This window comes from Streptomyces gilvosporeus (assembly GCF_002082195.1).
GTDB lineage: Bacteria > Actinomycetota > Actinomycetes > Streptomycetales > Streptomycetaceae > Streptomyces > Streptomyces gilvosporeus.
The window spans coordinates 6,555,838-6,569,471 of the sequence record NZ_CP020569.1 but is presented as its reverse complement, the minus strand read 5'-3'; the positions used below and the strand labels follow the sequence as shown (position 1 = coordinate 6,569,471).

The window sequence follows — 13,634 nt, the reverse complement described above, 5'->3', positions numbered from 1 at the left end:
CATGATGGGCCATCATTCCCGCACCTCCCTCAACTTGACGTATCAGCAGGAGAAACGGTTGCTTTCTCTCACGTACGAGTGACCCGGACGAGTGTGCTACTGGGTAGCCTCCCCCCGGATGACCGAGAGCACTCCGTCCAATTCATCCGGCTTCACCATGACATCCCGTGCCTTGGATCCCTCGCTGGGCCCGACGATGCCGCGCGATTCCATCAGATCCATCAGCCGTCCGGCCTTGGCGAAGCCCACCCGCAGCTTGCGCTGGAGCATCGAGGTCGATCCGAACTGGGTGGAAACCACCAGCTCGGCGGCCTGGCACAGCAGATCCAGGTCGTCGCCGATGTCCTCGTCGATCTCCTTCTTCTGCTTGCCGCCCACCGTGACGTCGTCGCGGAAGACCGGCGCCATCTGGTCCTTGCAGTGCTGCACGACGGCCGCGACCTCGGCCTCGGTGACGAACGCGCCCTGCATCCGGACCGGCTTGTTCGCGCCCATCGGCAGGAACAGCCCGTCGCCCTTGCCGATCAGCTTCTCGGCACCCGGCTGGTCGAGGATGACCCGGCTGTCGGCGAGCGAGGAGGTGGCGAAGGCGAGGCGGGAGGGCACATTGGCCTTGATCAGGCCCGTCACCACATCGACGGACGGGCGCTGGGTGGCCAGCACCAGATGGATTCCGGCCGCGCGGGCGAGCTGGGTGATGCGGACGATCGAGTCCTCGACGTCGCGGGGCGCCACCATCATCAGGTCCGCCAGCTCGTCGACGATCACCAGCAGATACGGGTACGGCGCCAGCTCCCGCTCGCTGCCCTCGGGTGCGCTGACCCGGCCCTCGCGCACCGCCTCGTTGAAGTCGTCGATATGCCGGAAGCCATATGCCGCGAGGTCGTCGTAGCGCAGGTCCATCTCGCGCACCACCCACTGGAGCGCCTCGGCGGCCCGCTTGGGGTTGGTGATGATCGGCGTGATCAGGTGCGGAATGCCCTCGTAGGCGGTCAGCTCGACGCGCTTGGGGTCCACCAGCACCATCCGGACGTCCTCCGGGGTGGCGCGCAGCATGACCGAGGTGATCAGGCAGTTGATGCACGACGACTTGCCCGAGCCGGTGGCGCCGGCCACCAGGACGTGCGGCATCTTCGTCATGTTCGCCATGACATAGCCGCCTTCGACGTCCTTGCCGAGCGCCACCAGCATCGGGTGCTCGTCCCCGGCGGCGTCGGCCAGCCGCAGCACATCGCCGAGGTTGACCATCTCGCGGTCGGTGTTGGGGATCTCGATACCGACCGCGGACTTGCCCGGGATGGGGCTGATGATGCGGACATCGGGGCTGGCCACCGCGTAGGCGATGTTCTTGGCCAGCGCGGTGATCTTCTCGACCTTGACCGCCGGGCCCAGCTCGACCTCGTAGCGGGTGACCGTCGGGCCCCGGGTGAAGCCGGTGACCGCCGCGTCGACCTTGAACTCCTGGAAGACGTTGGTCAGCGAAGCCACTATCGCGTCGTTGGCGGCGCTGCGGGTCTTGCCGGGGCCGCCGCGCGAGAGCAGGTCCAGGGACGGCAGGGAGTAGGTGATGTCGCCGGACAGCTGGAGCTGCTCGGCGCGCGGCGGCAGCTCGCCGGCCGGCTCCGGCGCGGGTTTGGTGAAGTCCGGTACGGAGGAGGCGGGCGGGTCGGACGGGGCCGCCGTGGCGGGCACTCCGGCCTCGCGGGCCGGCGGCACCGAGCCGCTCTGCACCGCGCTGTCCTCCCGCTCCCGCTGCTCCCCGGAGATCCCGCTGCTGAGCCCGGCGACCAGCGGCGAGGGGTGGACGCCGTGCAGCACCGCGCCGTCCAGTGCGGCGGCGGCCGCGGCGGCCACGTCCACCGCGTCCATCGGCCGGTCCGGGGCGGACGCCGCACCGGCCCGGCGGGGGCGGCGCCGCTTGGCCAGCGCCTCTTCCTCGTAGTCGTCCGGCTCCCCGGCGGCGCCGCGGCGCGCCGGGCGGGCCGGGTGTTCGCGCCACTCCTCGGCGTACTCCTCGTCGTCCTCGGGCTCCACCGGGTGCAGCACGCCCAGCCGCAGGCCCATCGCCCGCAGCCGCTGCGGGATGGCGTTGACCGGGGTCGCGGTGACCACCAGCAGCCCGAAGACGGTCAGCAGCACCAGCAGCGCCACCGCCAGGGTCTGCCCCACGGTGAAGATCAGCGGCTTGGACGCGGCCCAGCCGACATAGCCGCCGGCGTCCTGTATCGCCGCGAAGCCGTCGCCCCGCCCCGGCGAACCGCAGGCCATCGCGACCTGCCCGAGGACGCCGACGACCAGCGCGGACAGCCCGATGACGATCCGGCCGTTGGCTTCCGGCTGCTCGGGATGGCGCATCAGCCGTATGGCGATCACGCCGAGCAGTATCGGCACGACCAGATCCAGCCGGCCGAAGGCGCCGGTGATCAGCAGCTCGACGAGATCGCCGACCGGGCCGCTCAGGCTGGACCAGGTGCCGGCCGCGATCACCAACCCCAGGCCGAGCAGCAGCAGCGCCAGGCCGTCCTTGCGGTGCGCCGGATCGAGGTTCTTCGCGCCCCGGCCGAAGTGGCGGAAGACCGCGCCGATGCCGTGCGCCGCCCCGAGCCAGCAGGTCCGCGCGAGGCGGTAGACACCGCCGGTGGGCGACGGGGCGGGCCTGGGCGCGGCGGCCTTCTTGGCGGGCGCCTTCTTCGCCGGTGCCTTCTTCGCGGCCGCGGCCTTCTTCGCCGGCGGCTTCCCGGCGGACGCCCTCTTGCCGGAGGGCGGCTGCTTCGCAGCGGTCTTCTTGGCGGCGGGCTTCCTCGCGGCGCCCGACGACTGTCCGGCGCGCTGCCTGGAGGATCCCGCCTTGCTCTGGGTTCCCTTGCCGGACGTACGTGAGGCCATGGCGACGAGGTTACAGGCGTCGGCAAGCGTGTCACGAGCGCACGCCGCTTCACCCATTCGTGTCGCACGTCCGCCTCATGAGAGGCCGTCAGCCGCCCCCTCCCGGGCGCCGGTCAGCCCGATGCGCCGCCCGCCCCCGGCTCCAGTGCGTCCAGCGCCCGGCGCAGGCCGCTCAGTTTGCGCTCCAGATGCGCGGCGGTGGCGACCGCGGCCGCTTCCGCCGTCTCGTCCAGCTGCTTGGACAGCGCCTCGGCCTGCTCCTCGACCGCGGCCAGCCGCGCGGACAGCTCGGCCAGCAGACCGGCCGACTCCTTCGCCTCCGAGCTCTGCCGCCCGCCCTCCAGCTGGAGCCTCAGCAGCGAGGCCTGCTCGCGCAGTTGGCAGTTCTTCATGTACAGCTCGACGAACACCGAGACCTTCGCCGGCAGCACCCACGGATCGAACGGCTTGGAGATGTAGTCGACCGCGCCGGCCGCATAGCCGCGGAAGGTGTGGTGCGGGCCGTGGTTGATGGCCGTCAGGAAGATGATCGGGATGTCACGGGTGCGCTCGCGCCGCTTGATGTGCGCGGCGGTCTCGAAGCCGTCCATTCCCGGCATCTGCACATCGAGCAGAATCACCGCGAAGTCGTCGGTGAGCAGTGCTTTGAGCGCTTCCTCCCCGGACGATGCCCGTACCAGCGTCTGATCGAGCGCAGAGAGGATCGCCTCCAGCGCCAGCAGATTCTCCGGCCGGTCATCGACCAGGAGGATCTTGGCCTTCTGCACCATGGCCCGTCCTCCTCGCCCCGGCATGGAACCGGACGCCGCCCCAGGGGACGACTCCGTCACGTCGCCCGTTCTTGTGCCGGTCATGGTAGCTGCACCCCGCCTATCGCCACACCCTGTCACCGCGATGTCACTGTGCACGTAGCGGAAACGCAGCGAGAGACGAGAAGGTTCCCCGAATATCGTGCGTCCACACGTCCGCGGCAACAGTGAGTCAGCACGCGATGATCCTCTTTCGGCTCCATACTGGACGCACCCTCACCTCGCGCGCATCCATTGCTCCATGACCGACAACAGATGATCGGTATCCACCGGCTTCGTCACGTAGTCGGAGGCCCCCGAGTCGATGCTCTTCTCCCGGTCGCCCTTCATCGCCTTCGCGGTGAGCGCGATGATGGGCAGCCCCGCGAACTGCGGCATCCGGCGGATCGCCGCGGTCGTGGCATAACCGTCCATCTCCGGCATCATGATGTCCATCAGCACCAGCACGATATCGTCGTGCTGCTCCAGCACCTCGATGCCCTCCCGGCCGTTCTCGGCGTACAGCACCGACAGGCCGTGCTGCTCCAGGACACTGGTGAGTGCGAAGACGTTACGGATGTCGTCGTCGACGATCAATACCTTTTCGCCGTGGAATCCGCCGCCGAAGGCCGGCTCCACCAGATCCTGGCCGTTGCCGAGCCAGGGCTCCTCCGCCTGCTGCTGGGTGGTCGGCTCCGCGGGCTGGCGCGGCGTCTGCTGCGGCGGGGCGGACGCGGGCTGGCCGCCGGGCAGTGCGAAGCGCCGCGCACCGGCCGAAAGTCCGCGCCGGCGACGCCGGTTGAGGCTGGAGGAGGTCTCCTCGTCCCGCGACGTCTCGTGCTCCAGCTGTCGCCCGACCTCCACCTCGCGCGCCTCCGCGTCCATCGCCAGCCCGCCGGCCACCAGCTGCGGATAGCCCTGCGGCGGCAGCCCGCCGGGGTTGTGCGGCAGATAGAGGGTGAAGGTGGAGCCGCGGCCCGGCTCGCTCTGGGCGTGGATCTCGCCGCCCAGCAGCCGGGCGATCTCCCGGCTGATGGACAGGCCCAGGCCCGTACCGCCGTACTTGCGGCTGGTCGTGCCGTCCGCCTGCTTGAACGCCTCGAAGATGACCCTCATCTTGGTGGACGCGATACCGATACCGGTGTCGGTCACCGAGAACGCGATCATCTCGGCGTCCGGATCCCGCAGCGAACCGTGCTCCAGCAGCTGCTCACGGATGGCCACGGGGACGTCCGCACCGGCCGGCCGGATCACCAGCTCCACGGCACCGCTGTCGGTGAACTTCACCGCGTTGGACAGCAGATTGCGCAGCACCTGGAGAAGGCGCTGCTCGTCGGTGTGCAGCGTGGCCGGCAGCTCCGGGGAGACCCGGACGGAGAAGTCCAGTCCCTTTTCCGCGGTCAGCGGCCGGAAGGTGGCCTCGACATAGTCGACGAGCTGGACCAGCGCGATCCGTGTCGGGCTGACATCCATCTTGCCCGCCTCGACCTTCGACAGATCGAGGATGTCGTTGATCAGCTGGAGCAGGTCGGAACCGGCGCCATGGATCGTTTCGGCGAATTCGACCTGCTTCGGGGAGAGATTCCCCTCGGCGTTGTCGGCCAGCAACTTGGCCAGAATCAGCAGGGAGTTCAGCGGGGTGCGCAGCTCGTGCGACATGTTCGCCAGGAACTCCGACTTGTAGCGCATGGAGACCGCGAGCTGTTCGGCGCGCTCCTCCAGGACCTGCCGCGCTTCTTCGATCTCGGTGTTCTTCACCTCGATGTCGCGGTTCTGCGCCCGCAGCTGCTCGGCCTTCTCCTCCAGCTCCGAGTTGGACAGCTCCAGCGCCTTCTGCCGGCTCTCCAGCTCCGCCGAGCGCTCCCGCAGCTGCTCGGTCAGCTCCTGCGACTGCTTGAGCAGCACCTCGGTCTTGGTGTTGACCGAGATGGTGTTGACGCTGGTGGCGATCATCTCGGCGATCTGGCTGAGGAAGTCCTTCTGGATCTGGGTGAACGGCTGGAAGGACGCCAGCTCGATCACCCCGAGCACCTTGTCCTCGAAGAGCACCGGCAGCACGATCACATTCGCCGGCGGCGCCTCCCCCAGCCCCGAGGCGATCTTGAGATACCCGGAGGGGACGTTCTCCACCAGGATCGTGCGCCCCTCCTCCGCCGCGGTGCCGATCAGCGTCTCGCCCGGCTTGAACGTCGTCGGCATCCCGCCCATGGAGTAGCCGTACGAGCCCATCAGCCGCAGCTCGTACGCGCCCGGCTCACCGCCGTCCGCCCCGATCTCCCGGCTGTCCGGCTGCGCCGCGAGGAAGAACGCGCCGTGCTGCGCGGAGACCGCGGGCGACAGCTCGCTCATGATGAGGGTGGCGACGTCCTTGAGGTCGCGCCGGCCCTGCATCAGGCCGGAGATCCGGGCCAGGTTGCCCTTGAGCCAGTCCTGTTCCTCGTTGGCGAGAGTGGTCTCGCGCAGCGTGGAGATCATGGTGTTGACGTTGTCCTGGAGCTCCAGGATCTCGCCGGCCGCGTCCACATCGATACGGACGTTGTGATCGCCCAGGGTCACCGCGGCGGCGACGGCGGCGATCGCCCGGACCTGGCGGGTCAGGTTGCCCGCCATCTCGTTCACCGACTCTGTGAGGTCCTTCCAGGTGCCGGCCACGCCGCGCACCTGCGCCTGACCGCCCAGCTGGCCCTCCGTACCCACCTCGCGGGCCACCCGGGTGACCTGCTCGGCGAAGGACGACAGCTGGTCGACCATGGTGTTGATGGTGGTCTTCAGCGCCAGGATCTCGCCCCGCGCGTCCACGTCGATCTTCTTGGTCAGATCGCCCTTGGCGACCGCGGTGGTGACCATCGCGATGTTGCGGACCTGGCCGGTGAGGTTGTTGGCCATCGAGTTCACGGACTCGGTCAGGTCCTTCCACGTACCGGCGACACCGGGGACGCGGGCCTGGCCGCCCAGGATGCCGTCGGTGCCCACCTCACGGGCCACTCGCGTGACCTCGTCGGCGAACGACGACAGCGTGGTGACCATGGTGTTGACCGTGTCGGCCAGCTGCGCGACCTCGCCGCGCGCCTCGACCGTGACCTTCTTCGTCAGATCGCCGTTGGCCACCGCCGCCGAGACCTGGGAGATGTTGCGCACCTGGATGGTCAGGTTGTTGGCCATCAGGTTGACGTTGTCGCTGAGGTCCTTCCAGATGCCGGTGACGCCCGGAACCCGTGCCTGGCCGCCCAGCTGGCCTTCCGTACCCACCTCACGGGCGACCCGGGTGACCTGCTCCGCGAACAGCGACAGCTGGTCGACCATGGTGTTCACGGTCGTGACGAGTTCGAGGATCTCGCCCTTCGCATCGACGGTGATCTTCTTCGACAGATCGCCGCGGGCGACCGCCGTCGTCACCTCGCCGATGTTGCGCACCTGCGAGGTCAGGTTGTTCGCCATGAAGTTGACGGACTGGGTGAGGTCCTTCCACGTCCCGCTGACGCCCTGCACCTCGGCCTGGCCGCCCAGGATGCCCTCGGTCCCCACCTCACGGGCCACCCGCGTGACCTGCTCGGCGAAGGAGGACAGCTGGTCGACCATCGTGTTGAGGGTGTTCTTCAGCTCCAGGATCTCGCCCCGGGCGTCCACATCGATCTTCTGCGAGAGGTCACCGCGCGCCACCGCGGTCGCGACCTGCGCGATGTTACGGACCTGGGCCGTCAGGTTGCCGGCCATGCCGTTCACCGAATCGGTCAGATCCCGCCAGACACCCGCGACGCCCGGCACCTGCGCCTGACCGCCCAGCCGCCCGTCCGTACCGACCTCCCGGGCGACCCGGGTGACCTGCTCGGCGAACGCGGAGAGCTGGTCGACCATCGTGTTGATGGTGCTCTTCAGCTCCAGGATCTCGCCGCGCGCATCGACGTCGATCTTCTGCGACAGATCGCCGCGCGCCACCGCCGTCGTCACCTGCGCGATCTGCCGCACCTGCGAAGTCAGGTTCCCCGCCATGAAGTTGACGGAGTCGGTCAGTTCCTTCCAGGTACCGCTGACGCCGTCCACCCGGGCCTGACCGCCCAGCCTGCCCTCGGTGCCCACGTCCCTGGCCATCCGCGTGACCTGGTCGGCGAACGAGGACAGCTGATCCACCATGGTGTTCACGGTGTTCTTCAGCTGGAGCATCTCACCGGAGACGTCCACGGTGACCTTCTGCGACAGGTCACCGTTGGCGACCGCCGTCGTCACCTGCGCGATATTGCGCACCTGACCGGTCAGGTTGCGGAAGGCGGTGTTCACGGAGTCCGTGAGGTCCTTCCACGTACCGGCCGCGCCCGGCACCGCCGCCTGGCCGCCCAGCTCACCCTCGACACCGATCTCCCGCGCCACCCGGGTGACTTCGGAACCGAACGCCGAGAGCTGGTCCACCATCGTGTTGACGGTGTTCTTCAACTCCAGCATTTCACCGGCCACATCGACGGTGACCTTCTGCGACAGGTCACCGTTGGCGACCGCCGTCGTCACCTGCGCGATGTCCCGCACCTGACCGGTCAGATTGCGGAAGGCGTTGTTCACCGAGTCGGTGAGGTCCTTCCACGTCCCCGCCGCGCCCGGCACCTGCGCCTGGCCGCCGAGCTGCCCCTCGGCCCCGACCTCGTTCGCCACCCGCGTCACTTCGTCCGCGAAGGTCCGCAGCGTCTCGGTCATGGTGTTGATGGTGTCGGCGAGCTGCGCGACCTCACCACGTGCGCTGACCGTCACCTTCTGCGACAGATCGCCGTTCGCCACGGCGGTGGTGACCTGGGCGATCCCGCGCACCTGGGCCGTCAGGTTGCCGGCCATGAGGTTGACCGAATCCGTCAGGTCCTTCCACACCCCGGCCACACCGGGCACCTGCGCCTGGCCGCCGAGCTCACCCTCCGTACCGACCTCGCGGGCGACCCGGGTCACCTCGGAGGCGAACGAGGAGAGCTGGTCCACCATGGTGTTCACGGTGTTCTTCAGCTCGAGCATCTCGCCGGCGACATGCACCGTCACCTTGCGCGACAGATCACCCTTGGCGACCGCGGTGGTCACCAGCGCAATGTCACGCACCTGCGCGGTGAGCCGGGAGGCCATCGTGTTGACGGATTCCGTCAGGTCCTTCCACGAACCCGACATTCCGCGCACCCGCGCCTGCCCGCCGAGCTTGCCCTCGGTACCGACCTCGCTGGCCACCCTGGTGACCTCGTCGGTGAACGCGGACAGCTGGTCGACCAGCCCGTTGACGGTCCGCCCGACCTTCAGGAACTCGCCGCGCAGCGGATGCTCCGACGAGCTGTCCGAACTGCGCGAGCGCAGATCCATCCGCTGTTCCAGATCCCCCTCGGACACCGCCGAGAGCACCCGTCCCACCTCGGAGACCGGCCGTACGAGATCGTCCACCAGGGCGTTGGAGGCGTCGATGGCCGCCGCCCAGGAACCCTCGGCCGCGCCGACCTCCAGCCGTTCGGTGAGCTTCCCCTCCCGTCCGACCACTCTGCGTACCCGGGCCAGCTCACCGGTCAGATGCAGATTGCGGTCCGCGACCTCGTTGAAGACCGCGGCGATTTCCGACATGACGCCTTCGCCGGAAACCGTCAGCCGCTTGCGGAAATTCCCGTCCCGCATGGCGACCAGAGCGACCAACAGCCGGTTCAGGGCAGCCGTATCCACCTCGGTCGTCCCGTTGTTCCGGGATCGTCCGCCTTTCGCACGAGCGCTTGCACCGCGCGTCGCTGCGCCAGACTCCACCGTGTCCCTCCCGCAGGGTCGACCGTTTTCTCCGGGCTTTCTCTTGGTACGTGCCCAGTGTTTCACCCCGCCGCACCGAGGCGACAAGGAGTCGAAACGTAACCACATCGATGGAGATTCGTTGAAGCTCACGGGCAGGTTTCACCCTCACACAGCTCCTGGGCCGCCTCCAGGCCCCTCCGTGATCCGCACCGGAAGCCGCCACGACGGCGCCGGGCCACTGCAATACGGCCCCGCGACAATCCGACCGTGACTCCGCGGCCGCCCCATTCCGCACGCGGATTCCTCATGAGGGATGAAGCATGACCGCCGGAGTGCATCTGCTCCCAAAAAGCACGCCTTCGTTCCCAGCACCCGACCGGACCGTCTAGCCTGGCTTGCGCATCGACACCACGAGAAATGGGCACAGGACTCGGGGGAGCGACGAAGAACCAATGGGGAGTGCTGTGATCACCGCGCGGGCCGCCGCCACCTTCGAGCCGGTCGGGCGCTCGGTCGCCACTGCCCGTGCGTTCGTCCGGGACACCCTCCAGGGCTGGGGCTGCGGCGACATCGTCGACGACGCCGTCGTGCTGACCAGCGAACTGGTCACCAACGCCGTGGTGCACGCCGGCACCGCCGCCGATGTGCTGTGTCTGCGCACCGACGGCGGCGTCCGCATCTCCGTCGCCGACCGCTACCCCGAACGCGAGATCCCGCTCCAGAACGCCGGCCAGACCATGGTCCACCCCGACCGCGAGGGCGGCCGCGGCCTGCTGCTGTGCGGCGCGCTGGCCTCCCGCTGGGGTGTGGAGTACACCGCGGCACAAAAACACGTCTGGTTCCAGCTGGAGCTGCCCGAGCGCCCGGCCGGCACCCGCTCCGCCGGCCCCGCCCTCCCGGTGGACGCCCTCCCCGCCACCGACACCCGCGTCCGCGTCGCCGTCGTCCAGATCGACCGCGCCGGCTGCATCAGCTTCTGGAACGACGACGCCCAGGACCTCTTCGGCTACGAGCAGGAGAAGGTCATCGGCAAGCCCATCACCGACTTCGCCGCCTGGCCGCACACGCCCGGCACCGGCACCGGCATCGCCGAGGCCCTGGAGCTCTCCCGCTGGGAAGGCTCCTACGGCATCCGGGGCGCCGACGGCCGCGTCCTGCCCGTATACGCCTCCCACCTGCGGGTCCGCGATGCCGACGGCGATGCCTCCACCGTCTGCCTCCTGGTGCGCGACCACGAGCGCGCCATCCTCCAGAGCCCCCAGCGCACCCCCGCCCCGGACGCCGCCACACAGACCGCCCGGTCGGCGGTTCACCCCTCCGACCCGTTCGAGGTCTTCATCGGCTCCCCGGCCCCCGACGACCTCGACGGCCTCCTCCAGCGCACGGTCGAACGCGCCCGCGACATGCTCGACGGCGATGCCGCCTACCTCCTGCTGGCCACCGACGACGAGACCGAACTGGAGGTCCGCGCCTCCACGGGCCTGCCCTCCGCCCGCCAGCGCTTCGCCCGCGTCCCCGTCGAGGCCGGATCCGGACGCTACGGCTCCGCCCGGATGCCCGCCGTCCACGAGGACCTCACCGCCGTCCCCGGCGCCGTACCCCTGCTCAGCGGGACGGGCATGCGCTCCGTCGTCACCGTCCCCCTCAAGGTCGAGGGCCGGCTGACCGGGTCCCTCGGCGTCGCCGCGGAAGGCCCCGGCCGCTATACGAACGAAGAGGCCCTTCGCCTCCAGTTCGCCGCCGACCGCATCGCCCTCGCCGTCGAACGCGCCCGGCTGACCGAGCTGGAAAAGCTCCGCCGCGGCTCCCTCTCCTTCCTCGTCGAGGCCTCCGACCTGCTCGCCGGCACCCTCGACCGCGACCAGACGCTGGCCCTGATGGCTCAGATGACGGTCCCGACGCTCGCCACCTGGTGCGCCGTCTACACCGTCGCCGACCAGGCATCCGAGCCCGAGCTCTCCTACGTCCTACACGAGGACGAGGACCGGATCGACGGCCTCAAGACCCTCCTGCTGAAGGTCGACCCGCCCGAGCCGGTCACCACCCCCGGCGCCCGCGTATGGACGGCCCCCGGCGACGCCGCCCACGACGCCGCGCTGCGCACCTCCATGCGCAGCCTGGGCCTGGGCCACGCCGCCCGCCCCTCCACGGGTCCCGGCGCCACCCTGGCCACCGCCTCCGCCGTCGGCGGCGAGACCGTCGTCCTCCCCCTCGTCGCCCGTAACCGCGTCATCGGCATGCTCACCCTCGGCAAACCCGCCGAGGAACACTTCCGCCAGGAGATCCTCGAACTGGCCGAGGACCTCTCCCGACGCGCCGCCCTCGCCCTGGACAACGCCCGCCTCTACTCCGAGCGCACGGCCATCAGCCAGTCCCTCCAGCGCAGCCTGCTCCCCCCGGAGCCACTGCCCGACATCCCCGGCGTCGAGGTCGAGGTCATCTACCGCGCGGCCGGCGAGGGCAACGAGGTCGGCGGCGACTTCTACGACCTCTTCCCCATCCGCGACGGCGCCTACGGCTTCGCCATCGGCGACGTCTGCGGTACGGGCCCGGAAGCCGCCGCGGTCACGGGCCTGGCCCGCCACGCCCTGCGCCTGCTGGCCCGCGAGGGCTTCGGCGGCCCCGCCGTCCTGGAGCGGCTGAACGCCGCCATCCTCGACGAGGGCGCCCGCAGCCGTTTCCTGACGCTCCTTTACGGCGAGCTGTGGCCCCAGCCCGACGGCAGCGCCCTCCTCAAGGTCGTCTGCGCCGGCCACCCCCTCCCGCTCCGCCTCCGCCAGGACGGCACCGTCGAACCGGCCGCCGAACCCCAGCCCCTTCTCGGCGTCATGGACGACCTCGAACTCTACGAACAGACCGTCACCCTCGACCCCGGCGACGTCCTGCTGTGCGTCACCGACGGCGTCACCGAACGCCGCGAGGGCACCCGCATGCTCGGCGACGACGGACTCACCGATGTTCTGACGACCTGTACGGGCCTGACCGCCGGCGCCGTCGCCGCCCGCATCCTGCGTGCCGTCGAACGCTTCGCCGCCGAACCGGCCTCCGACGACATGGCCATCCTCGCCATGCGCGTCCCCGAAATCCCCGCGGGCTGACGAGAGTTACGCGCACGCACGAAAAAGGCCCCCGCCGAATGGCGGGGGCCTTTCTCTTACCAGAGCCCCAATACGGAATCGAACCGTAGACCTTCTCCTTACCATGGAGACGCTCTGCCGACTGAGCTATTGGGGCGCAGCGACAGAAAGAATACTACCTGATCTCCACAGCGCTCCGAACCACTCCGAACCGCTCCGTCACCCGCCTACCGCCACGGCTAAAAGGCCGGTTCGAGTAGTCCCCCCAGCGCATTACAGGCATGCACCATCTTCTGCACATCCCGCCGCGGCATATCCACCCGCAACGGCAGCGCCAATGTCTCGTCAACCGCCCGCTCCGTCTGCGGCAAAAACACATCCCGCCGCAATCCGGGCATCCGATACACCGGCGCCTGCACGGGAACCGTGCAGGCAACTCCCTTGCCCCGCAAGGCCCGTGCAAAGGCATCCCGGTCGGGCCGACCATTCCCCGGGACCCGCACCACATATTGCTCATAGGTGTGTCCGGCCGCCGGCACCGGCGTCCCGACGCCATTGAGCCGACCGTCCAGATACGTCGCCAGCGCCCGCCGCCGCTCCACACCCTCCGACCGCGCCCCGGGCTCGTCCTCGACCAGGACCAACACCCCGCGCCGCTGCCCGATTTCGCGAATCCATCCCGCGTCGGCCTGCCGCCCGAAGCGGTGTATGGCCACCACGGCAGCCGTCCGGCTGGTCACCACATCGGCCACCGCGGCCGGATCGAGGCAGTAACTCTCGGCATCCACATCGGCGTACACCGGCACAGCACCCAGCTGCGCCACGGCATGCGCCACCTCGGCGTTTCCGTAGGCCGGCACCACGACCTCGTCACCAGCACGTACACCGGCGGACTTGAGCGTTCCAGCTGTCCCCATGAGGCGGATCCTGGCGACGCGAGGTGAACGATACGTTACGCCTCCCACCTGATAATCAGAACAAAAAAGCTCCGGCTCCTGAACCAGAGGTCCAGGAGCCGGAGCTGAAGAATTGTTCGGCGGCGTCCTACTCTCCCACAGGGTCCCCCCTGCAGTACCATCGGCGCTGAAAGGCTTAGCTTCCGGGTTCGGAATGTAACCGGGCGTTTCCCTAACGCAATGACCACCGAAACACT

Annotated in this window: 5 protein-coding genes, 1 tRNA gene and 1 rRNA gene; 1 reads left to right on the top strand and 6 read right to left on the bottom strand. The window is 69.3% G+C overall.

What is annotated here, in order from left to right:
* Positions 1-96: 96 nt before the first annotated feature.
* The 3 genes from B1H19_RS29375 to B1H19_RS29365 form a co-directional block, all read right to left on the bottom strand.
* A complete protein-coding gene (locus tag B1H19_RS29375) occupies positions 97-2,886 on the bottom strand; it encodes a DNA translocase FtsK (protein ID WP_083107739.1) in 2,790 nt (929 codons plus the stop codon).
* A 113-nt stretch (positions 2,887-2,999) separates the two neighbouring features.
* Positions 3,000-3,656, bottom strand: a complete 657-nt coding sequence (locus tag B1H19_RS29370) for a response regulator (protein WP_083107738.1) — start codon at positions 3,654-3,656, stop codon at positions 3,000-3,002.
* Between the two features lie 255 nt (positions 3,657-3,911).
* Complete coding sequence (locus B1H19_RS29365) at positions 3,912-9,422, bottom strand: HAMP domain-containing protein (protein ID WP_083107737.1); 5,511 nt, start codon at positions 9,420-9,422, stop codon at positions 3,912-3,914.
* Between the two features lie 434 nt (positions 9,423-9,856).
* On the opposite strand from B1H19_RS29365, the gene B1H19_RS29360 reads away from it, so the two are divergent.
* The gene (locus tag B1H19_RS29360; RefSeq protein ID WP_083107736.1) at positions 9,857-12,502 is read left to right on the top strand and encodes a SpoIIE family protein phosphatase; all 2,646 of its coding nucleotides are present in this window, start codon (positions 9,857-9,859) and stop codon (positions 12,500-12,502) included.
* Between the two features lie 63 nt (positions 12,503-12,565).
* Here the strand turns inward: B1H19_RS29360 and B1H19_RS29355 are convergent.
* The 3 genes from B1H19_RS29355 to rrf form a co-directional block, all read right to left on the bottom strand.
* Positions 12,566-12,638, bottom strand: a tRNA-Thr gene (locus B1H19_RS29355).
* Positions 12,639-12,720: 82 nt separating this feature from the next.
* Positions 12,721-13,398: a DegT/DnrJ/EryC1/StrS family aminotransferase gene (locus B1H19_RS29350; RefSeq protein WP_083107735.1), complete on the bottom strand. Its 678-nt coding sequence runs from the start codon at positions 13,396-13,398 to the stop codon at positions 12,721-12,723.
* 114 nt (positions 13,399-13,512) lie between these two features.
* Positions 13,513-13,629 (bottom strand): 5S ribosomal RNA (gene rrf, locus B1H19_RS29345).
* Positions 13,630-13,634: the final 5 nt, after the last annotated feature.

Bases quoted from the DNA above. Each gene is read 5' to 3' on its own strand.
- B1H19_RS29370 (WP_083107738.1), bottom strand. From the start codon at position 3,656: ATGGTGCAGAAGGCCAAGATCCTCCTGGTCGATGACCGGCCGGAGAAT.
- B1H19_RS29350 (WP_083107735.1), bottom strand. From the start codon at position 13,398: ATGGGGACAGCTGGAACGCTCAAGTCCGCCGGTGTACGTGCTGGTGAC.
- B1H19_RS29375 (WP_083107739.1), bottom strand. From the start codon at position 2,886: ATGGCCTCACGTACGTCCGGCAAGGGAACCCAGAGCAAGGCGGGATCC.
- B1H19_RS29360 (WP_083107736.1), top strand. From the start codon at position 9,857: ATGGGGAGTGCTGTGATCACCGCGCGGGCCGCCGCCACCTTCGAGCCG.